The organism is Protaetiibacter larvae, from assembly GCF_008365275.1.
GTDB classification, from domain to species: domain Bacteria; phylum Actinomycetota; class Actinomycetes; order Actinomycetales; family Microbacteriaceae; genus Homoserinibacter; species Homoserinibacter larvae.
Genome location: NZ_CP043504.1, coordinates 930,577 through 951,784 on the forward strand (window position 1 = coordinate 930,577; position 21,208 = coordinate 951,784).

The 21,208-nt window shown below is 71.4% G+C and carries 19 protein-coding genes; 10 read left to right on the forward strand and 9 right to left on the reverse strand.

Translation table 11 applies throughout. The features are described 5' to 3' along the window. The first annotated feature begins 21 nt into the window (after window positions 1–21). From FLP23_RS04345 to purH, 4 genes are read left to right on the forward strand one after another with little or no spacing between them, the layout of a single operon-like run. Window positions 22–1,581: an alpha/beta hydrolase gene (locus tag FLP23_RS04345; protein WP_149324731.1), complete on the forward strand. Its 1,560-nt coding sequence runs from the start codon at window positions 22–24 to the stop codon at window positions 1,579–1,581. 16 nt (window positions 1,582–1,597) lie between these two features. After that, window positions 1,598–2,848 (forward strand): cell division protein PerM, encoded by a 1,251-nt coding sequence (locus tag FLP23_RS04350; RefSeq protein ID WP_149324732.1) that lies wholly within the window; start codon window positions 1,598–1,600, stop codon window positions 2,846–2,848. A 9-nt stretch (window positions 2,849–2,857) separates the two neighbouring features. Further along, window positions 2,858–3,445, forward strand: coding sequence for a phosphoribosylglycinamide formyltransferase (gene purN, locus FLP23_RS04355; protein WP_149324733.1), 588 nt, complete (start codon window positions 2,858–2,860; stop codon window positions 3,443–3,445). Beyond that, complete coding sequence (gene purH / locus FLP23_RS04360) at window positions 3,442–5,028, forward strand: bifunctional phosphoribosylaminoimidazolecarboxamide formyltransferase/IMP cyclohydrolase (RefSeq protein WP_149324734.1); 1,587 nt, start codon at window positions 3,442–3,444, stop codon at window positions 5,026–5,028. The genes purN and purH overlap by 4 nt, the downstream gene beginning before the upstream one ends. Before the next feature lie 149 nt (window positions 5,029–5,177). Here the strand turns inward: purH and FLP23_RS04365 are convergent, their stop codons facing one another. Beyond that, window positions 5,178–6,578, reverse strand: coding sequence for an NCS2 family permease (locus tag FLP23_RS04365; RefSeq protein WP_246140056.1), 1,401 nt, complete (start codon window positions 6,576–6,578; stop codon window positions 5,178–5,180). Between the two features lie 134 nt (window positions 6,579–6,712). Here FLP23_RS04365 and FLP23_RS04370 point away from each other — a divergent pair, with 134 nt between their 5' ends. Continuing rightward, window positions 6,713–8,527: an ABC transporter ATP-binding protein gene (locus FLP23_RS04370; RefSeq protein WP_149324736.1), complete on the forward strand. Its 1,815-nt coding sequence runs from the start codon at window positions 6,713–6,715 to the stop codon at window positions 8,525–8,527. Further along, a complete protein-coding gene (locus FLP23_RS04375; RefSeq protein ID WP_149324737.1) occupies window positions 8,524–10,332 on the forward strand; it encodes an ABC transporter ATP-binding protein in 1,809 nt (602 codons plus the stop codon). Before FLP23_RS04370 ends, FLP23_RS04375 begins: the two co-directional genes overlap by 4 nt. 37 nt (window positions 10,333–10,369) lie before the next feature. Here FLP23_RS04375 and FLP23_RS04380 read toward each other — a convergent pair whose 3' ends face one another. From FLP23_RS04380 to FLP23_RS04390, 3 genes are all read right to left on the reverse strand, one after another. Further along, window positions 10,370–10,846 carry a hypothetical protein gene (locus tag FLP23_RS04380; RefSeq protein WP_149324738.1) on the reverse strand — a complete coding sequence of 159 codons (477 nt, stop codon included), beginning with the start codon at window positions 10,844–10,846 and terminating at the stop codon, window positions 10,370–10,372. A gap of 64 nt (window positions 10,847–10,910) precedes the next feature. Further along, on the reverse strand, window positions 10,911–11,243 hold the full coding sequence (locus FLP23_RS04385; RefSeq protein ID WP_149324739.1) for an MGMT family protein: 333 nt from the start codon (window positions 11,241–11,243) through the stop codon (window positions 10,911–10,913). 15 nt (window positions 11,244–11,258) lie between these two features. Further along, complete coding sequence (locus FLP23_RS04390; protein ID WP_149324740.1) at window positions 11,259–11,711, reverse strand: GNAT family N-acetyltransferase; 453 nt, start codon at window positions 11,709–11,711, stop codon at window positions 11,259–11,261. Between the two features lie 109 nt (window positions 11,712–11,820). Here FLP23_RS04390 and FLP23_RS04395 point away from each other — a divergent pair, with 109 nt between their 5' ends. From FLP23_RS04395 to FLP23_RS04405, 3 genes are all read left to right on the forward strand, one after another. Further along, window positions 11,821–13,038: an NADP-dependent isocitrate dehydrogenase gene (locus tag FLP23_RS04395; RefSeq protein ID WP_149324741.1), complete on the forward strand. Its 1,218-nt coding sequence runs from the start codon at window positions 11,821–11,823 to the stop codon at window positions 13,036–13,038. Window positions 13,039–13,151: 113 nt separating this feature from the next. Next, complete coding sequence (locus tag FLP23_RS04400; RefSeq protein ID WP_149324742.1) at window positions 13,152–14,894, forward strand: choice-of-anchor Q domain-containing protein; 1,743 nt, start codon at window positions 13,152–13,154, stop codon at window positions 14,892–14,894. Between the two features lie 37 nt (window positions 14,895–14,931). Then, window positions 14,932–15,906: a malate dehydrogenase gene (locus FLP23_RS04405; RefSeq protein WP_149324743.1), complete on the forward strand. Its 975-nt coding sequence runs from the start codon at window positions 14,932–14,934 to the stop codon at window positions 15,904–15,906. On the opposite strand, the gene FLP23_RS04410 is transcribed toward FLP23_RS04405, so the two are convergent. From FLP23_RS04410 to FLP23_RS04430, 5 genes are all read right to left on the reverse strand, one after another. Then, window positions 15,900–16,472, reverse strand: a complete 573-nt coding sequence (locus tag FLP23_RS04410; RefSeq protein ID WP_210413951.1) for a YdeI/OmpD-associated family protein — start codon at window positions 16,470–16,472, stop codon at window positions 15,900–15,902. The genes FLP23_RS04405 and FLP23_RS04410 overlap by 7 nt on opposite strands. A 59-nt stretch (window positions 16,473–16,531) precedes the next feature. After that, a complete protein-coding gene (locus FLP23_RS04415) occupies window positions 16,532–16,954 on the reverse strand; it encodes an Hsp20/alpha crystallin family protein (protein ID WP_149324745.1) in 423 nt (140 codons plus the stop codon). Window positions 16,955–17,056: 102 nt separating this feature from the next. Continuing rightward, window positions 17,057–18,562 (reverse strand): ferredoxin--NADP reductase, encoded by a 1,506-nt coding sequence (locus FLP23_RS04420; protein WP_168200374.1) that lies wholly within the window; start codon window positions 18,560–18,562, stop codon window positions 17,057–17,059. Beyond that, window positions 18,559–19,419: an FAD:protein FMN transferase gene (locus FLP23_RS04425; protein ID WP_342780020.1), complete on the reverse strand. Its 861-nt coding sequence runs from the start codon at window positions 19,417–19,419 to the stop codon at window positions 18,559–18,561. Before FLP23_RS04425 ends, FLP23_RS04420 begins: the two co-directional genes overlap by 4 nt. Continuing rightward, window positions 19,416–19,853 carry a hypothetical protein gene (locus tag FLP23_RS04430; protein WP_149324748.1) on the reverse strand — a complete coding sequence of 146 codons (438 nt, stop codon included), beginning with the start codon at window positions 19,851–19,853 and terminating at the stop codon, window positions 19,416–19,418. The genes FLP23_RS04425 and FLP23_RS04430 overlap by 4 nt, the downstream gene beginning before the upstream one ends. A gap of 139 nt (window positions 19,854–19,992) precedes the next feature. Between FLP23_RS04430 and FLP23_RS04435 the strand changes: the two genes are divergently transcribed. After that, on the forward strand, window positions 19,993–21,156 hold the full coding sequence (locus FLP23_RS04435; RefSeq protein ID WP_149324749.1) for an ROK family transcriptional regulator: 1,164 nt from the start codon (window positions 19,993–19,995) through the stop codon (window positions 21,154–21,156). Window positions 21,157–21,208 lie beyond the last annotated feature (52 nt).

Sequence of the window (21,208 nt, forward strand, 5' to 3'; positions counted from 1 at the left end):
TCCGGACCGTAGGCTGGTGCCATGATCTCCCGCCGCATCCGCGCGACCGCCGCGGTGCTCGCCGCCGCGCTGCTGCTCACCGGGTGTCTGCCGCTGCCGTTCATCGGGGGAGGAACGGGCGGCGGCTCGGAGCGCCCCGGTCCCACGGGGGAGGACGTCGACGCCGAGCTGGCGGAGTTCTACACGCAGGAGCTCGACTGGTCCAGCTGCGGGGCGTCCGGTATCGACTGCACCGAGGTGACGGTGCCGGTCGACTGGAGCGCGCCGGGCGGCGACACGATCACGATCGCGATCGCCCGCCACAAGGCGAAGGGCACCCCGATCGGTTCGCTGCTCATCAACCCGGGCGGTCCGGGCGGCTCCGGCTACGACTTCGTGCACGACTCCGTCGACTACATCGTCACGCCCGCGGTGCTCGACAACTACGACGTGATCGGCTTCGACCCCCGCGGTGTCAACCACTCGAGCCCGGTGGTCTGCTACACCGACTCCGCCGAGCAGGACGAGTACCTCTACGGCACCTACGACGAGCCGTACGGCACCCAGGGCTGGCTCGACGAGCTCACCGCGCGGGAGAAGGCCTGGGCGGCCGCGTGCGAGCAGAACACGGGCGCGCTGCTGGGGCATCTGGATGCCGGATCGGTCGCGCGCGACATGGATGTGATCCGGGCGGTGCTCGGTGACACGAAGCTGCACTACCTGGGCTACTCCTACGGCACCTACCTCGGCACGATGTACGCCGAGCTGTTCCCGGAGAAGGTGGGGCGGATGGTGCTCGACGGCGCCGTCGATCCCTCGGTGGGCGACCTCGACGGACTCGCCACCCAGATGGCCGGATTCGATTCGGCGCTCAGGGCCTATATGACCTGGTGCCTGGACGGCTCGGGATGCCCGTTCGCCGGGGGTGTCGACGCGGCGCTGAAGACCGTGCGGCAGATGCTCGACACGGTCGATGCGCGGCACTTCACCGCCGCCGACGGCCGCGTGCTCGATTCGGCGAGTGTCGCGACCGGCATCATCTTCACCCTGTACTCGGAGAGCTACTGGCCCGAGCTGTCGCACCTGTTCGAGCAGCTGCGCAAGGGCGACGCCGACACGGTGTTCCGCTACGCCGACGCCTACAACTCGCGTTCCGCGGACGGCAGCTACCCGGACAATTCGATGGACATCTACACCGCGGTCACCTGCGACGAGGGCGACCTCGCCACCGACGGCGTCTCGACGCTCGACGGGCTCGCGAAGATCGACGCGGCGGCACCCATCCTGGGCCGCTACGCCGCCTACGACGACTACGCGGTGCTCGACGTGGTCTGCTCGAACTGGCCGGTGCCGGTGGCGACGCTGCCGACGGCGTTCGACGCCGTGGGCGCCGCCCCGATCATGGTGATCGGAACGACGAACGACCCCGCCACGCCCTACGCGAACGCGCAGTCGTTGTCGCAGCAGCTCTCGAGCGGCTTCCTCGTGACCTACCGCGGCGAGGGGCACACGATCTACGCGCAGGGCGTCTCGTGCATCGACGACACGGTCGACGCCTACCTCGTCTCGGGCACCGTCCCCTCCGCGGATCCGCAGTGCTGACAGCGGGCGAGGTGCGGTGAGCCGCCGTATCACCCTGCTGTTCTCGGCGTTCGAGGCGCTGCTGGTGGCGGCGATCGGGGTCGCGATCCCGCTGCTGCCGGCCACCATCCTGTGGGCCGCGCAGTTCGGCTTCGCTCCCGACTGGGTGGGTTTCTGGCGCGCGTCGGTCGACATCTGGCTCATCGGCCACGGCGTCGACGTGCGCTTCACGCTCGACGAGGCGACGGCGGCCGCCATCGGGGCACCCGCCGGGACCGTCGTGCTCGTCACGATCGCGGCCCTCGGGTTCGCCCTGCTGACGCTCCTGCTCGGGGTGCGCGCCGGCGCGCGCGTCGCCGAGACGGGGCACCGGCTGCTGGGCGAGTCGACGGCGTTCCTCGTGTTCGCGGCGGTGTCGTTCGCCGTGAGCTTCTCCGCCGTCCATGCCGACGCGCGTCCCTCGCTCGTGCAGGGCACCCTGCTGCCCGCCGCGATCTTCGGTGCGGGTCTGCTGCTCGGGGTGCTGCGGGCGGGCGCCGAACGCGGACCGGATGCCAACGGCAGCTCGCTGCGCGATTGGATCGCCGACTGGAACCCGCGCGTCCGGGCCGGCATCGTCGCCGCGCTCCGGGCGGGCACCGCCTCGGTCGCCCTGCTGCTGCTCGCGAGTGCGATCGCCACGACGGTCGTCATCATCGCCGGCTACGCGCAGGTGATCCGGCTCTACGAGTCACTGCACGGCGAAGTGCTGGGCGGCGCGGTGCTGACCGCAGGCCAGCTCGCGTTCGCGCCGAACCTCGTGATCTGGGCGGCGTCGTGGTTCGCGGGCCCGGGCTTCGCCCTCGGCGTGGGTTCCCAGGTCTCGCCGCTTGGGACGATGGTCGGGCCGCTGCCGGCGGTCCCGGTGCTCGGGGCGCTGCCGTCGGGGGATCTCGCGTTCGGCTTCGTGGGGCTCATCGTGCCGATCATCGCGGGGGCGCTCGCGGCGGCGGCGGCGCGCCCCGCGCTCGTCCGCGCGCTCGACGACGGGCCTCGTGCCCGCTGGTTCGCGCTCGCCACCGTGGGCGGCGCGGCCTTCGGCGGGCTCCTGCTGGGGCTGCTGGCCGCCGCCTCCGCGGGGGGTCTCGGCCCGGGACGGTTCAGCCAGCTCGGTCCCGACCCGGTCGCCGTCGGGGTCGCCGCCGCGCTCGAGTTCGCGGTCGGGATCGCCCTCGGCTTCGCCACCGGCGCGCTGCCGGGCCGGCTGCGGCGGGATCGCGGGGGCGAGCGGGCGGCGAGCGACCGGTAGGCTGGGGCGGTGCTCCGGCTGGTCGTCCTCATCTCCGGGGGCGGGTCCAACCTCCGCGCCCTCCTCCAGGCGTCCGAGGATGCGGAGTTCCCCGCCCGCGTCGTCGCCGTCGGCGCCGACCGTCAAGCGGACGGCCTCGCCCACGCCGAGGAGTTCGGCATCCCGAGCTTCGTCGTGCCCTTCACCTCCTACCCGAGCCGCGAGGCGTGGGGGGATGCCCTGCTCGCGCAACTGCGCGAGTGGGAGCCGGACGTCGTGGTGCTGTCGGGTCTCATGAAGCTGCTGCCCGCCCAGGTCGTGGAGGCGTACGCTCCGGCGATCATCAACACGCATCCCGCGTACCTGCCCGAGTTCCCGGGCGCCCACGGCGTGCGCGACGCGCTCGCGGCGGGGGTGGCCGAGACGGGCGCGAGCGTCATCATCGTCGACAACGGCGTCGACTCCGGCCCGATCCTGCACCAGCGCCGCGTGCCGATCGAGCCGGGCGACACCGAGGCCACCCTCCACGAGCGCATCAAGCTCCTCGAGCGCGAACTGCTCATCCAGACCGTGCTCGACCTCGCCAACAACGACATCGACCTCAAGGACTTCGCATGACCTCCCACTCGATCGACGCCGGCCTCTACCGCGAGCGCGATCGGGTGCCCATCCGCCGCGCCCTCATCGCGGTGTCCGACAAGACCGGGCTCGTCGAGCTCGCCACCGCGCTCGTCGGTGCGGGCGTCGAGATCGTCTCCACGGGAGGCACCTCGAAGGCCATCGCGGATGCGGGTCTCCCGGTCACCCAGATCGGCGAGCTCACCGGGTTCCCCGAGCACCTCGACGGCCGCGTGCGCACCCTGCACCCGAAGGTGCACTCCGGACTGCTCGCCGACCTGCGCCTCGAGAGCCACGAGGCCGAGCTCGCGCAGTTCGGCATCGAGCCTTTCGAGCTCGTCGTCGTCAACCTCTACCCCTTCGCCGAGACGGTCGCCTCGGGCGCCGAGGCGGATGCCGTGATCGAGCAGATCGACATCGGCGGGCCCGCCATGGTGCGCGCCTCCGCGAAGAACCACGCCAACGTCGCGGTCGTCGTCTCGCCCGCCCGCTACGGCGACATCGTCGATGCGCTCGCGGCCGGCGGCACGAGCCTCCTCGAGCGCCGCGAGCTCGCCGTCGAGGCGTTCCGTCACACCGCCGGCTACGACATCGCGGTGGCCAGCTGGATGGGCTCCGTCGTCGCCCCCGACGATGAGGGCTCCGGCTTCCCCGGCTGGGTGGGGGGCAGCTGGAACCGCGGCGAGGTGCTGCGCTACGGGGAGAACTCCCACCAGCGCGCCGCCCTCTACCGCTCGCCGCACGGTCGCGGCATCGCCCAGGCGACGCAGCTGCAGGGCAAGGAGATGTCGTACAACAACTACGTCGACGCGGATGCCGCGCTGCGTGCCGCGTACGACCACCACGGACCCGCGGTCGCCATCATCAAGCACGCCAACCCGTGCGGCATCGCCACCGCCGCCACGATCGCCGAGGCGCACGCCCTCGCGCACGCCTGCGACCCGGTGTCGGCCTACGGCGGGGTGATCGCGGTCAACCGCCCCCTCACCCGCGAGGCGGCCGAGTCGATCTCGCCCATCTTCACCGAGGTGGTCGTGGCCCCCGACTTCGAGGAGGGCGCCCTCGAGGTGCTCGCCGGCAAGAAGAACCTGCGCCTGCTGAAGCTGCCCGAGGGCTACGACCGCTCCGGGATCGAGTTGCGGCAGATCTCCGGCGGCCAGCTGCTGCAGCAGGCCGACGACCACTTCACCCCCGCCCTGCAGTGGAAGCTCGCCGCCGGCGCGCCCGCCTCGGACGAGACCCTCGCCGACCTCGAGTTCGCCTGGCGGGCCGTGCGCGCCGTCAAGTCGAACGCCATCCTGCTCGCCTCGGGAGGCGCATCTGTCGGCGTCGGCATGGGCCAGGTGAACCGCGTCGACTCCTGCAAGCTCGCCGTCGAGCGGGCGGGCGACCGGGCGCGCGGCAGCGTCGCGGCGTCCGACGCGTTCTTCCCCTTCGACGACGGACCGCGCATCCTGCTCGAGGCCGGGGTGACGGCGATCGTGCAGCCGGGCGGCTCCATCCGCGACGCGGATGTGATCGCGGCGTGCGAGGAGTACGGCGTGACCCTCTACCTCACGGGCGAGCGGCACTTCTTCCACTGATTTCGCTTGCGCCGCGATCACCCGCGGCGCCTCCCGTGTGCGCCGTCCGCCCCCGCCGCGATTCCGCAACTCAGGAGAAACCCGCGGAAGCGGTGGCGACGCGCCCGCTTCCGCTTCGACTCCTGAGTTGCGGAATCACTCAGCCGGGGTCAGCCGCCCAGCAGCGCTTCGATGGGGCCGCGTGCGAAGTAGATGACGAATCCGACGGCCACCACCCACAGCAGCGGATGGATGGTCTTGGCCTTGCCGCTCAGCGCGTTCACGACCACCCAGCTCACGAAACCGGCGCCGATGCCGTTCGCGATCGAGTAGGTCAGCGGCATCACCGTCGCGGTGAGGAACACCGGCAGCAGCACCCGGAAGTCGCCGAAGTCGATGTGACGGATCTGCGACAGCATCATCGCCCCGACGAGCACCAGTGCGGCCGCGGCGACGGCACCCGGCACGAGCGAGGTGATGGGCGTGATGAACATCGCCAGCAGGAACAGGACGCCGGTGACCACGCTCGCGAAGCCCGTGCGTGCGCCCTCGCCGATGCCCGACCCGGACTCGATGAACACGGTCGCCGACGACGACGAGGTGCTGCCGCCGATGACCGCGCCCACGCCCTCGACGATGAGCGCCGACTTGATCCGCGGGAAGTCGCCCTTGGCATCCGCGAGACCCGCCTCCTTGGCGAGCCCGGTCATGGTGCCCATCGCGTCGAAGAAGTTCGAGAACACGAGCGTGAAGACGAACATGACGAGCGCGACGGCGCCCACCTTGCCCACGTCGAAGCCGAAGTCGATCGCGCCCACGAGGCTCAGATCCGGCAGGCTCAGGACGCCGTTCTGGAAGCCGAAGTCGAGCCCGAACGGCCAGATGAGGTTCGCGAGCGCGGCGAGCAGCGTTCCGGCGACGAGGGCGATGAGGATCGCGCCGCGCACCTTGAGCGCGATGAGCACGCCCCCGAGCAGCAGCGTGATCACGAAGACCAGCGTCGGCAGCGAGGCCACCGACCCGCCGATGCCCAGGTCGACCGGCGGCGAGGCGTTGCCTGTGGCGGTGACGAAGCCCGCGTTCACGAAGCCGATGAAGGCGATGAACAGGCCGATGCCGACGGTGATGGCGAGCTTCAGCTGCACCGGCACGGCGTCGAAGATGAGCTTGCGCAGCCCGGTCGCGGCGAGCAGCACGATGATGAGACCGTTGATGACGACGAGCGCCATCGCCTCCGGCCAGCTGACCTCCCCGACCATCGTGAAGGCGACGAAGGCGTTGATGCCGAGCCCCGCCGCGAAGGCGAAGGGCAGCCGGGTGATGACGCCGAACAGGATCGTCATGACGCCCGCGGTGAGCGCGGTGCTCGCCGCGACGGCCGAACTCGACAGGGTGTTCCCGTCGACGTCGGGGGTGGCCAGGATGATCGGGTTGAGGATCACGATGTAGGCCATCGTCACGAAGGTGACGAGGCCCCCTCGGATCTCGGTGCCGATGGTGGATCCGCGTTCGCGGATGTGGAAGAAGCGGTCGAGCCCGGATGCGGGTCGGTCGGTCACGGGTGCGGTCACGTGGTGCTCCGTAGTGGTGGTACCGGACAGGCGTCCGCGTCGTTGCGGGTGCCCCGGGGCCGAGTGTAGTGAACCGCGCACTGTCGACCCGGCTTGCACCCCGAGGAGTCGCGACATAGTCTGGCAGGCTGCTCATGTCTGACCGTTCCCCCACCCCGGCCCCTCCGCGCGGTACCGTGCGGACGCTCGCGCGCATCCTGCCGTTCGTGCGTCCGTACCTCGGCCGCGTCGTCACGAGCCTGTTCGTCTACGTCGCGCTCGTGATCGTCTCGCTCAGCGTGCCCGTCGTGCTGCAGTGGATCATCGACGGTCCGCTCGCCTCCGGCGACACCTCCCAGCTGTGGCCCGCCGCGGGCGTCGTGCTCGCGCTCGGCGTCGCCGAGGGCGGGCTCATCATGGTTCGCCGCTGGCTCGTGCTCACCCCCTCGACGCACATCGAGGCGGGCATGCGCGGCAGCCTGTACGCGAAGCTGCAGGATCTGCCGGTCGCCTTCCACGATCGCTGGCAGAGCGGCCAGCTGCTCTCGCGCGCCATGGGCGACCTCGGCACCATCCGCCGGTGGCTCGCCTTCGGAGCGATCCTGCTGGTGGGAAACGTGCTGGTGATCATCATCGGTTTCGGGATCCTGTTCGTGTGGTCGTGGCAGCTGGGGCTGCTGTTCCTCATCGCGTCGCTCCCGATGTGGTTCGTGAGCTACCGCTTCGAACGTCGCTTCTCGATCGTGTCGCGGCGCGCGCAGGATCAGCAGGGCGACCTCGCGACCGCCGTCGAGGAGTCGGTGCACGGCATCCGCGTGCTGAAGGCCTTCGGACGCGGCGGGCACAGTCTGGAGCGCTTTCTGCGGCAGGCCGAGGAGCTGCGCGGCACCGAACTCGAGAAGGCGCGGGCGATCGCCCAGCTGTGGCTGTGGCTGCTGCTCATCCCGGACGTCGCCTTCGCGCTGTCGCTGTTCGGCGGCGTGCTGCTCGCCGCATCCGGCGAACTGACCGTGGGTGCGCTCATCGCGTTCTTCGCGGCGGCCGCCGTGCTGCGCTGGCCCATCGAGTCGATCGGCTGGCTGCTGTCGATGACCTTCGAGACGCGCACCGCGGTGGAGCGGCTGTACGAGGTGCTTGACGAGCCCGACCTCATCCGCGACCCCGAGCACCCCGCGACCATCGCGCAGCCGCGGGGGCGGCTCGTGTTCGACCACGTGCACTTCCGCTACCAGGACGCGCTGCCCGGCGTGCCCGACCTTCTCGACGACATCGTGCTCGAGATCGAACCCGGTGAGACGATGGCGCTCGTCGGCCTCACCGGGTCCGGCAAGACCACCCTCACGGCGCTCACCACGCGCCTCTACGACGTGAGCGAGGGCGCCGTGCGCCTCGACGGCGTGGATGTGCGCGAGCTGACCCGCGAGGAGCTGCGCGCCCGCATCGCCATGGCGTTCGAGGAGGCCACGCTGTTCTCCGCATCGGTGCGCGAGAACGTGCTGCTCGGGCGTCCGGAGCTCGACCTCGCCTCGGCCGAGGCGGATGCGGTGCTCGCGGAGGCCCTCGACATCGCCCAGGCGGACTTCGTCGCCGCCCTCCCGCAGGGCGCCGACACGACGATCGGCGAGGAGGGGCTGAGTCTCTCCGGTGGGCAGCGGCAGCGCATCGCGCTCGCGCGTGCGGTGGCGGCCCGGCCGTCGGTCCTCGTGCTCGACGATCCGCTCTCGGCGCTCGACGTCGACACGGAGGCGCGGGTGGAGGCGGGCCTGCGGCGGGTGCTCGCCGACACGACGGCGCTCGTCGTCGCCCACCGCCCGTCGACCGTCATGCTCGCCGACCGCGTCGCGCTGCTCGAGAACGGCCGCATCACGGATGTCGGCCGCCACTCCGAACTGCTCGCCCGCAACGAGCACTACCGATTCGTGATCTCCTCGCTCGACGAGGACCGCGCCACCGAGGAGGTGACGGCATGACGCTCGCCGGCGTCGAGGGCGAGGATCGCCAGGACTATTCGCGCGCCGAGAGCCGCGTGATCCGGCAGCGCTCCTCGCGGCTGCTCGGCTCGCTGCTGCGCCCGCTGCGCGGCAGGGTGATCGTGGCGATGGTCATCGTCGCGATCAGCACCGGCCTGCAGACCGCGGGCCCCGCGCTCATCGCCATCGGCATCGACACGGGCCTCCCGGCGATCGTCGAGCGCGCGGATGCCCTGCCGCTCGCGATCGTCGTGCTGCTGTACCTCGCGGCCGCCGTCGTGGGCGCCGTGCTCATGTGGCACTACACGATGCTGTCGGCGCGCATCAGTCAGGCGTTCCTCTACGATCTGCGCGGCCGCATCTACCGGCACGCCCAGCGCTTGAGCCTCGAGTTCCACGAGAGCTACACCTCGGGGCGGATCATCGCGCGCCAGACGAACGACCTCGATTCGATCCGCGAGCTTCTCGATTCGGGCATCCAGGGCCTCATCCGCGGCGTGCTGTACATGGTGTTCATCGCGATCGCGCTCGTCATCATCGACCCGCTCAGCGCGGCGGTGATCGCCGCATCCCTGCCGATCCTGGCGCTGCTCACCTGGTGGTTCCAGGCCACCTCGCAGCGCGCCTTCCGGGCGACGCGGGTGCATTCGGCCCGGCTGATCGTGAAGTTCGTCGAGACGATGACGGGCATCCGCGCCGTCAAGGCGTTCCGTGCCGAGCAGCGCAACCAGCGCGAGTTCGGGGAGCACGTCGAGAACTACCGTGCGGCCAACGCGAAGGCGATCGGGGTGTTCGGGATCTTCGACCCGAGTCTCGTGATCATCGGCAATGTGACCGTGGCCGCGGTGCTGCTCGTCGGCGGCCTGCGGGTGGCGGGTGGCGCGCTCGCCGTCGGCGTGCTGCTCGCCGCGCTCATGTACACCCGGCGCTTCTTCGACCCCATGGAGGAGATGGCGCAGTTCTACAACTCGTACCAGTCGGCCGCCGCGGCGCTCGAGAAGATCTCGGGCGTGCTGGAGGAGACCCCGAGCGTGCCCGATCCGACCCGGCCGATCGAGCTGCGGCAGGCGCGGGGCGCCATCGACTTCGACGGGGTGCGCTTCGCCTACCGCGACGACCGCGTGGTGCTGCCCGATTTCGAGCTGCACATCCCCGCGGGGCAGACGGTCGCGCTCGTCGGCTCGACGGGCGCCGGCAAGACGACGCTCGCGAAGCTCGTCTCCCGGTTCTACGATCCCTCGACCGGGACGGTGAGCCTCGACGGCGTGGATCTGCGGAAACTGCACCCGAAGGACCTGCGGCGCGCGATCGTCATGGTCACCCAGGAGGCGTACCTGTTCTCGGGCTCGGTCGCCGAGAACATCGCGCTCGGGAAGCCCGCCGCCGAGCGGGCCGAGATCGAGGCGGCGGCGCGCGCGGTCGGGGCGCACGAGTTCATCACGGCGCTGCCCGATGGCTACGACACCGACGTCAACAAGCGCGGCGGCCGCGTCTCCGCGGGCCAGCGGCAGCTGCTGTCCTTCGCGCGCGCCTTCCTCGCCGACCCGGCCGTGCTCATCCTCGACGAGGCGACGGCGTCGCTCGACATCCCGAGTGAGCGGCTCGTGCAGCACGGCCTGACCACCCTGCTCGCCGACCGCACCGCGATCGTCATCGCGCACCGGCTGTCGACCGTGGCGATCGCCGACCGGGTGCTCGTGATGGAACGGGGCCGCATCGTCGAGGACGGTGCACCGGACGAGCTCATCGGCGGCACGGGCCGCTTCGCCGCCCTGCACGCCGCCTGGCGCGACTCGCTGGTCTAGCCGATCGAGGAGCGCCGCGCAGCGACGCGTCTCGAGATCAGCCGCTCGTGGCCGAGAGGATCAGCACGATCGCGATCGTGACGGCGATCACACCGCCGAGCGCGACCCCGAGCATCGTGTAGAGCTTCCTGCGGTCGATCGCCTCGCGGAAGCCGAGCCCCTCCGACTCGCGACGCACCAAGCGGCGGATCGGCTCGGCGCTGACCCGCAGGTCGACCTCGTCGCGTCCGCTCTGCTTCGGCGCGGCACCGGCGGCCACGAAGTGCGGTGCGTCGTCGCCGCCCCACTCGATGTGGCGCGGGAGCTCGATGATCGTGAACTTCGAGTCGATCTCGTCGGTGTGGATCTGGAATCCGGACGTCGCCGACAGCCGCGTCTCCTTGAGCACGCCCCACCACTGCGGGTTGGCGAGATCGAGGTCGATGTCGAACCCCTTGGGCGTGCGGGCGAAGGTGAAGGCGGTGCCGCGCAGATGGCGCTGCATTGCGACCATCAAGTCATCGGTACGGGTCATGTCACGAGAGGGTACCTGCCGCGCCGCCCTTTGCGAACGCGCCCATTCGGGGGGAAACCCTGCCTCAGTCGGTCGGCTCGAACTCCGGCCAGTGGCGCGCGCGGGCGAGGTCCACTCGGAACACCTGTCCGTCTCGCGACCACGACAGCGGGGTGCCCTCGGCGCGGTAGTGCTGGAGTGCGCGGATCTCGTGCCCGGGGGCCGGGTGCCCGGAGGCGCGCACCACCCGCCACCACGGAACCTCGCCGCCGTAAAAGGACATCACCTGTCCCACGCCTCGGGCGGCGCGCGAACCGATCGCCGCGGCCACGTCGCCGTAGCTCATCGCCCGGCCTTCCGGGATCGCAGCCACCACCTCGAGGACCGCGGTCACGAAGTCCTCGTTCGGCTGCGGCATCCGGATGCTCTCCGGCTACAGCTCGAGGGCGCCGAGGTTCTCGCCGTAGGGGGTCTCGCCGACGCGGACGAAGCCGACCGCCTTGAAGAACTCCTCGGGGCCGGCGGCGCCCGACGCCCACACGACGGTGAGGCGATGGAAGCCGCGGCGGCGCGCCTCGTCGGCGAGTGCCTGCACGGCGAAGCGGCCGACACCGCTGCCCTGGGCGTCCGCCTCGACGTGGACGCGCCAGAGCGCGGCCTGGAGGAACTCCTCGGTGGCGTCGGGGTCGAAGGTGCCCATGACGTAGCCGACGAGGTGGTCGCCGTCGAGGATGACGCGCGGCCACGAGCCGGCGGGATCGAGGTTCTGCTCCGAGTGCACGTAGGTCTCGGGGGCGATGAAGGCCGCCTGGCCCGGCTTGAGGGCGAGGTTGCGGGCCGCGACGATGGTCTGCGCCGTCAGTTCTTCCAGTCTCAGCTCCGCCATTCGGACAGGCTAACCCGACAGGCCCGCGCGCGCACAGGTATCTCGATGTCGAGATAACTCCGGCGCGCGGTAGGCTGGTCCGCGGCGCATCGGTGAAAGGAAGCAGCACGTGGTCGAGAAGATCAAGGTCGAGGGAACGGTCGTCGAGCTCGACGGCGACGAGATGACCCGCATCATCTGGCAGTTCATCAAGGACCGCCTCATCCACCCCTACCTCGACATCACGCTCGAGTACTACGACCTCGGCATCGAGAACCGTGACGCGACCGACGATCAGGTCACGATCGACGCGGCCCACGCCATCCAGAAGCACGGCGTGGGCGTGAAGTGCGCCACCATCACCCCCGACGAGGCGCGCGTGGCCGAGTTCGGGCTCAAGAAGATGTGGAAGAGCCCCAACGGCACGATCCGCAACATCCTCGGCGGCGTGATCTTCCGCGAGCCGATCGTGATCTCCAACATCCCGCGCCTCGTGCCCGGCTGGAACAAGCCGATCGTGATCGGCCGTCACGCCTTCGGCGACCAGTACCGCGCGACCGACTTCGTGTTCGAGGGTGCCGGCACCCTGTCGATCAGCTTCACGCCCGCCGATGGCAGCGAGGCGCAGAGCTTCGAGGTCTACCAGGCGCCCGCGGGCGGCGTCGCGATGGCCATGTACAACCAGGACGAGTCGATCCGCGACTTCGCCCGCGCGAGCCTCAACTACGGTCTCTCGCGCAACTACCCCGTGTACCTCTCCACCAAGAACACCATCCTCAAGGCCTACGACGGGCGCTTCAAGGACCTGTTCCAGGAGGTGTTCGACACCGAGTACAAGGAGCAGTTCGAGGCCGCCGGCATCACCTACGAGCACCGCCTCATCGACGACATGGTCGCCTCGGCGCTCAAGTGGGAGGGCGGCTACGTCTGGGCGTGCAAGAACTACGACGGCGACGTGCAGTCCGACACCGTGGCGCAGGGCTTCGGCTCGCTCGGTCTCATGACCTCGGTGCTCACCACCCCCGACGGCAAGGTCGTCGAGGCGGAGGCGGCGCACGGCACCGTCACCCGGCACTACCGTCAGCACCAGGCGGGCAAGCCCACCTCGACCAACCCGATCGCGTCGATCTACGCCTGGACGCGCGGCCTCATCCACCGCGGCAAGCTCGACGGCAACCAGGCCCTCATCGACTTCGCCGAGACCCTCGAGGACGTGGTCATCAAGACGGTCGAGTCGGGCAAGATGACGAAGGACCTGGCGCTGCTGGTCGGCCCCGAGCAGGAGTGGCAGACCACCGAGGACTTCCTCGCGACCCTCGACGAGAACCTGTCGGCGCGGCTCGCCTAGCGGCGAGGGTCGTTCACGGCCACTGCGCGAGGCGCCGTCCCCCGATCGCGGGGGACGGCGCCTTCTGCGTTTCCGCCAGGATGGGAGGAATGCTCCCGACCCGAGAAACGACGATGCCGCACGCCCCGAGCCGCAACCTTCGCCCCGCACTCTTCGCCCTCACCGCCCTCGCCCTCGGGGTGAGCCTCGCCACCGCGGGGCTGCTCGTGGCTCCGCAGCCCGCCCGCGCGGCGAGCTTCACGGTCACCACGACCGCGGATGTGGTCGACACGGCAGGCGGATGCGCGGGCGCCACCCTCGCGACGCTGCCGGGCACCGGCGGCCTCGTGAGTCTGCGTGAGGCCGTCTGCGCGGCCAACAACGCCGCCGGTCCGGACGTGATCAGCCTGCCGGCAGGGACCTACGTGCTCACTGGCGCCTCCGGCGAGGACTACGCCGCGTCGGGCGACCTCGACGTCTGGGACAGCGGTGCCGCCGGAGACGGGCTCAGCATCGTCGGCGCGGGCAGCGACCGGACGATCATCGACGGCGACGAGAACGACCGGCTGTTCGACGTCTACAACCGCAACGCCTTCGCCTTCGCGCTCGACGACGTGACGCTCAGCTACGGCCGCGTGCCGAGCAACGACGCTGGCGGTGCCCTGCTGACCGGATTCGGGTCGACCACGCAGCTCACCCGTGTCGTCGTCGAATGGAGCCGTGCCGGCAACGGTGGCGGCATCGCGAACATCCAGGGCGACCTCGTGCTGCTCGACACGGTCGTCCACGACAACTACGCCGACGAGGCCGGTGGCGGGGTGTTCTCCACGGCCGGCCTGTTCCAGATGCAGCGCAGCACCGTCAACAACAACGTCGCGGACACCGGCGGCGCACTGTGGCTCAGCTACGACGGACCGCAGGCGATGACGATCGAGCAGTCGACGATCCACAGCAATGCGGGCGGCGGGGCCGCCGGCATCTACGTGCCGGACACCAGCCACGGGATGCTCACGATCACCGACACGACCATCACCGACAACCGCAGCGCCACCGCGGGTGGTGCCGTCGTGGTGGCCGCCAACTCGTGGACCGAGCTGATGCTCTCGAGCTCGACGGTCACCGGCAACGTCGGCCCGACCGGCGGCGGCGTCATCGGGGGTCTGGGGCTGGTCACCGTGCAGAACTCGATCGTCGCCCAGAACACCGGGGGCGACCTGGTCGGCACCATCAGCGGCTCGTACAACTACGTGGGCGTCGCGGGAGCGGGGATCGTCGACGGGGTCGCGAACAACCGGGCCGGCACGGTGAGTGCGCCCCTCGATCCGCAGCTGCGGGAGATCGGCTCGTACGGCGGGCCGACCCGCACGCGCGTCCCGCTGCCGGGCAGTCCCGTGGTCGACACCGGTTCGCTGTGCGGCGCCGTCGATCAACGGCAGGTCGCGCGTTCCGTCTGCGACGTCGGTGCCGTCGAGCTGAGCGCCGCGCCCGACACCGCGCTGGGCTCCGCTCCGGCCGCCTCCACCTCCGAGACATCCGCGACCCTCGCGTTCACCGGATCCGGCGGTTCCGGCACCCTGAGCTTCGAGTGCGCCCTCGACGCGGCCGCCTACACGCCGTGCACCTCGCCGACGACCCTCGGCGCGCTCGCGTCGGGAGCGCACACCTTCCGTGTGCGCGCCGTCGACGCGCTCGGCGCCACCGATCCGAGCTCCGCGACGGCCGGCTGGACGGTCATCGGGGCTGCTGCGCCCGAGCTCGCCGACTCCGGTGCGGCCGAGACGGGCACGCTGCTCGCCGCCGGTCTCGTGTTGCTCGCCGCGGGCGGGGTGCTGCTCGGCACGCGACTGCGCACGCGTCTGCGCACGCGTCGGAGCTGACCGGCCCCGCGTGCGCGCAGCCGCGTAACGTGGAGGCATGACCGCGACCGTCACCGTCACCGGCGCCGCCGGGCAGATCGGCTACGCCCTGCTGTTCCGGATCGCCTCGGGCGCGATGCTCGGCGAGGTGCCCGTGCGGCTGCGACTGCTCGAGGTGCCGCAGGCGGTCGGCGCCGCGGAGGGCACGGCGATGGAGCTCGCGGATGCGGCGTTCCCCCTGCTGGAGAGCGTCGACGTCTTCGACGACGCGGACGCGGCATTCGAGGGAGCCCAGCTGGCGCTGCTGGTCGGTGCACGCCCGCGCACCGCGGGCATGGAACGCGCGGACCTGCTGACCGCCAACGCGGGGATCTTCGGACCGCAGGGGCGCGCCATCAACGACCACGCCTCCGACGACGTCCGGGTGCTCGTGGTGGGCAACCCGGCCAACACGAACGCGCTCATCGCCGCCGCGCACGCGCCCGATGTGCCCGCCGAGCGGTTCACCGCGATGACCCGGCTCGACCACAATCGCGGGCTGGCGCAGCTCGCGACGCGACTCGACGTGGGCGTCGACCGGCTCTCCCGCATGACGATCTGGGGCAACCACTCCTCCACCCAGGTGCCCGACCCCTCGCAGCTGCTGCTCGACGGGGAGCCGATCGCGCTCGACGACGCCTGGGTCGCCGAGGAGTTCGTGCCGACGGTCGTGAACCGCGGCGCGGCCATCATCGCGGCGCGCGGGGCCTCCTCCGCCGCGAGCGCGGCATCCGCGGCCATCGATCACATGCGCGACTGGGTCGAGGACACCGCCCCCGGCGACTGGGTGTCGGCGGCGCTGCCGAGCCGCGGCGAGTACGGGGTGCCCGAGGGGCTCGTGTGCTCGTTCCCCGTGACCGGCGCGGATGGCGCCTGGCGCGTCGTCGAAGGCCTGGAGCTGCCGCCCGCCGTTCGTGCGGGGCTCGCGGCCACGGTGGTCGAACTCGAGGCGGAGCGCGACGCGGTGCGCGCCCTCGGCCTGCTTCCTCAGTAGAAGGTCTCGCCGCGCTCCAGCATCTCGAGGAACTGGCGGGCGCGGCGCTCGCGAGTCTCGGGGCGCACGGCCTGCTGCAGGCGGAAGATGACCGCCCAGCGGTTCTGCGCGGTCAGCGTGGCGAAGAAGGCGGATGCCGCGGGGCTCGCATCGAGCAGGGCCTGCAGCTCCGGGGGCACCGGGGCGTCCTTCTGGCGGTAGGCGGCATCCCAGCGGCCATCGGCCTTCGCGCGGTCGATCTCGGCCTGCCCGGCCGGCCGCATCCGCCCCTCGGCGATGAGGCGCGCGACGTGATCCTGGTTGATCTGCGACCAGGGGCTGCGGGCGCGGCGCGGCGTGTAGGCCTGCAGGCTGAAGTGCTCGTCGAAGGACCCCGCCTGCCCGTCGATCCAGCCGAAGCACAGGGCGACGTCGAGCGCGTCCTGGCGGGTGATGCCCGGCAGCGTCGTGCCCTTCTTGACGATCTTGAGCCGCACCCCGTCGGCGGGCGGATCGTTCTCGAGGAACGCCTCCCATTCGGCCGCGGTCACCAGCTCGAGGATGGGCTTCTCGGCGAACGACGACATGCCCACACGATACGGTCCCCGGACGACATGCGTCCGGGGACCGTATCGGCGATGCGCGGTCAGGCCTCCACGGCCGCGGGGGCCGCGGTGCTCTGGACCTCGATCTTGCGCGGCTTGGCCTGCTCGCTGACCGGGATCACGACGGTGAGCACGCCGTTGTCGTAGCTCGCCGAGATGCCCGCGGTGTCGACGCCCTGGCCGAGGTTCAGCTGGCGCAGGTAGGAGCCGCCGCTGCGCTCGCGGGTGATCCACGTGACGCCGTCGGCGCCGCGCGCGGTGCGTTCGGCGCGGATCGTGAGCAGCTGACCGTCGACGTCGATGTCGACGCTGCCCGGGTCGATGCCGGGCAGGTCGGCGTTCAGCACGTAGTGGTCGCCGTCGCGGTAGAGGTCCATCGGCATCAGGCGCGGACCCTGGCGGCTGTCGAGCAGCTGGCTGGCGACACGGTCGAGCTCACGGAACGGGTCGAAGAACATGGTCATCGGATACCTCCCTAACTCAACGTGAGTCGGTTCGACTCAACTTTCTCAACATCCGTTTTAGCACTCTCATTCCCCGAGTGCCAAGTCCCTGCGCGGATGGATTCAGTAGCCCAGGAAGACGTCGGTGCGGATGCGGCGGATGCCCGACGCACGGAGGGCGCGGCGCAGCCGGGCGACATCGGACGGGGCGCCCGAGAGATACACGGTGCGGGCGGCGGCATCGGGGATCGCCTCATGGACGAGCTCCGCGCTGAGCGCGTCGGAGCCGAGCCACGTCCACCCATCGGGCAGCGCGCCGGGGTCGTCGGGGGAGAGCACGCTCACCCGGCACCCGGTCGCGGCGAGCTCGTCGCGGTAGGCGAGCTCGGAGGCCGCGCGCACCGCGTACAGCAGCTCGGCATCCGCGGCCCGACCGGCATCGGCGAGCGCGCGCAACTGCGACACGAACGGGGTGATGCCGATGCCCGCCGCCACGAAGGCGAATCGGGTGCTCGCGGAGCGCGGCAGCACGAAATCGCCCCACACCCCGGTCGCGCGCAGCCGACCGCCCGGCTCGAGGGCGAGCAGGGCGCGCTTGAAGCTCGACGCCTGCGCGCGGATGCGCACCCCGAGCGCGAGCTCGGCCTCGCCGGGCGCCGAGGCGATCGAGAACACCCGCCGGATGCCGCCGCGGTCCGGGCGCGCATGCGGGAGCGTCAGCTCGAGGTACTGCCCCGCCGCGAAGCGCACCGGGGCGGCCGGACGGAACCGGAACTCCCACGCCGTCGCGGTCAGCTGCCGCTTCTCGACCAGTTCGAGCCGCACCGCCCGCCGCTGGCCCACGAGGAAGGCGAGCGCCCCGCCCACCACGAGCGCGAACTCGGGGGTCGTGCGCAGGGTTCCGATCGCGTACGGCACGGTCGACAGCACGGCCACGATGACGGCGTACGCCATCCGCTGCCATCGACGCGGCGGGAGGGTGAGCGGCTCGCTCAGCATGAAGCCCGCCACGAACACGAGCGGCGTCGAGCCCAGCACCGTGACGAGCGCTCCCGGAACGGCGAGGCCGTTCACCGCGAACACGGTCGTGGAGATGACGGTGCCCACCACGAGGTAGCCCAGTCCCATTCCGAGCCGCCGCGTCCGCCACAGGATGAGCAGCGCGCCGACCGCGACGAACGGCAGCATCGGCAGCGTCCCGATCCACCACGACGAGAACGCGAGTCCGGCGAGTCCGGCCACGAGTGCGCCTGCGGCCGCGGGGTTGACGAGGTGCCGTCCGCGCCAGGCGATGAGGTATTTCGACGCGGCGGCGACGGCGGCGGCCAGGGCGAGGCCGACGAGTCCCGCCGGGTCGAGGGTGGGCTCGAGCACGAACAGCAGCAGCTGGGCGGTGATGACGCCGGAGGCGGTGGACGGCCGGACGCGGAACAGCAGCCCGAGCGCCTGGTTGGCGAGCAACGAGGCCGCGCTGAGCACGACGGCGCTCACGAGGATCGCGAGCGGGTCGAGGAACAGCACGCCGGTCAGCGCGAGCACGAGCGCGACGACGCTGAGCGTGCCGAGCACCCCGACGACGAGCAGGTACATGCTGACCCGGCCGAGCAGCCGATCGAGCCGGGCGATCATGTGAACACCTCTCCGGGGAAGCCGGGGCTCGCCTGCAGCGTGCCGTCGGACAGCATCCTGACCCATTCGACTCCCCGACGCTCGAGCCAGTCGGGGTCGACGTCGAAGAACAGCGCTGTGGCGGCGCCGTCGGCCGTGAGGTCGTCGTCGGCGACCGCCCAACTGGCCACGACGTCGTGCGCGGGCAGGCCCGTGACGGCGTCGAGGATGTGGTGGCGCCCGTCGGCGAGGCGCCTCCGGTTGCCGGCGCTCGCCGAGAGCGCGCCCTCGCGCAGCTCCGCCACGCCGATCGCGCGGCTCGCATCGCCGGGATGCTCGAGTGCGATCCGCATCGACACGTCCCGGATGCGCAGGTCGCCCGAGCCGTCGACGACGTGGCGCGCGATCCCGGCGTCCGTCAGCAGCCCGTGCACGAGGTCGACGAGGTAGCCTTTGCCCGCCGCGCCGACGTCGAGCAGGACGGGGGTGGCGGTGTCGAGGTGCTCGCCATCCCACGCGAGAGCGTCCTCCCACCGCGGGATCGCATCGGGCACGCTCGCGAGCCGGGGCCCGAACCCGGTGGCGCCGAGCGCCCCGCCGACGAGCGGCGAGACCCGGCCGCCGGTCGCGGCGTACAGCTCGGCGTACAGCCCGAGCAGCGGGGCGGCGTCCGAGGGCAGCAGGTGCCGGCCGGGGGCGCGGGCGATCTGGGCGACGAGGGAGTCGTCGCGGTAGCGCGACCAGTCGCGGTCGAAGCGTTCGATGCGTCGGGCGACCTGGGCGCGCACAGCGGGTGGCAGAGGTTCCTCGGTGTCGACGCGCCACGGCGTCCCGAGCGCGTCGAAGCGCCAGGCGGCCGGGAGCGGGTCGGCGATCAGGGCGCGAGCGCCTCGGCCTTGATCGCGTCGAGCGCCTGGTTGAAGCCACCGCTCGTGAGCGACGACCCGGCGACGCGCGACACGTCGAGGGTGTCGATGTCCTTCCCGACGACGACGTCGGCGATGCCGCCCGCGAACTTCTCCTGGAAGCCCTTGGCCTGCGGGTCGTCGGCCTCGGGCGTGACCGTCACGGCGGTGACGATGTCGTCGGCGAGGGTCACCTCGACCTCGACCGACTGCGTGCCGGCGGGGGAGACATAGCTGCCGGTGGCCGTGTAGCTGCCGTCGGTGTAGTGCGCCGAGGTGTCGGCCTGGGCGGACTCGCCGCCCGGCATGGCGCAGCCGGTGAGGGCGACGGCGCCGAGTCCGACGGCGCCGACGGCACCGAGCAGGGTGGCGACGGAGGGGCCGGTGGCGCGGGGCGAGGGCGTCATGAGATCAGGATGCCAGCGCTTCCTTGGTTGTCGCTGGCAGTTCATGCGGATTCATCGAGCGATCCGGTCCACGTTACGAGTTTGTAAACCGTCCGATCAAACCTTGCATGACTTTTGTTCGTACGCTTTACTAACAAACATGTCCGCAACGGAAGCGAGCACCACCACCTCCGGCATCTTCGCCGGCCGGGCCCTGCGCCCGAGTGCCAAGGTGCTGCCGGAGCACGCACGCGGACACAATCGCTCGCTCGTGCTGCAGACCCTCTACAGCGGCGGCCTGCTCAGCCGCGCCGACCTGGCGCGCGAGACGGGACTCACGCGCGTCACCATCTCCGACCTCGTCGCCGAGCTCATCGGCGACGGGCTCGTGGTCGAAACCGGGCAGCGCGACGAAGCGCGACCCGGCAAGCCCGCCATCCTGCTCGACATCAACCGCACCGGGCACCAGATCATCGGCATCGACCTCTCCGACACGGGCGTGTTCCGCGGCGCCGTCCTCGACCTCGACGGCCGACTCGTGACCCGGATGGAGGCCGCGACCGACGGCGCCACGGGGCCCGAGGCGCGCGCCACCGTGATCGGACTCGCCCGTGACCTCGTCGCCGCAGCCGACCTGCCGATCCTCGGCATCGGGATCGGCTCGCCCGGCATCGTCGACCTCGCGGGCACCGTGCTCTCCGCCCCCAACCTCGGCTGGGTCGACGAGCGCCTCCAGGAGACCGTCTTCGCCGCGACCGGCTTCCCGGTGCTCGTCGCGAACGACGCCAACGCCGCCGCCCTCGCCGAGCACAGCTTCGGCGGGGCCACCGGCGACTTCATGCTCATCCGCGTCGGCCTCGGCGTGGGTGCCGGTCTCATCATCGGCGGCACCCCCCTCGTCGGCAGCCGCTTCGCGGCCGGCGAGCTCGGTCACGTCGTGGTCGGCACCGACGGCGGCGCCGAATGCGTGTGCGGCAAGCGCGGCTGCCTCGAGACCTGGCTCGCCATCCCTCGCCTGCAGGCCGGCCTCGCCGCCGCTGCCGACGACGCCGCGCGCGACGCCGTGCTGCGTCGCGCGGGCGAGCGCCTCGGCATCTCCCTCGCGCCGGTCGTCGGCGCCCTCAATCTCGACGAGGTCGTCATCAGCGGCCCCGTCGACCTCCTCGACGGTCCTCTCACCGAGTCGGCCATCGAGACCTTCCGCGCCCGCACGATGGCCGAGTTCCACGGCGATCTGACGGTGCGGATGTCCGACCTCGGTCAGGACATCGTCATGCGCGGCGCCGCCGCCATGGTCCTGTCGGGACAACTCGGGGTCTCTTGACGCCGAAACCCTGCACCAGCGGTGTCGCCGCCCGGCGGTTCCGCAGTTCAAA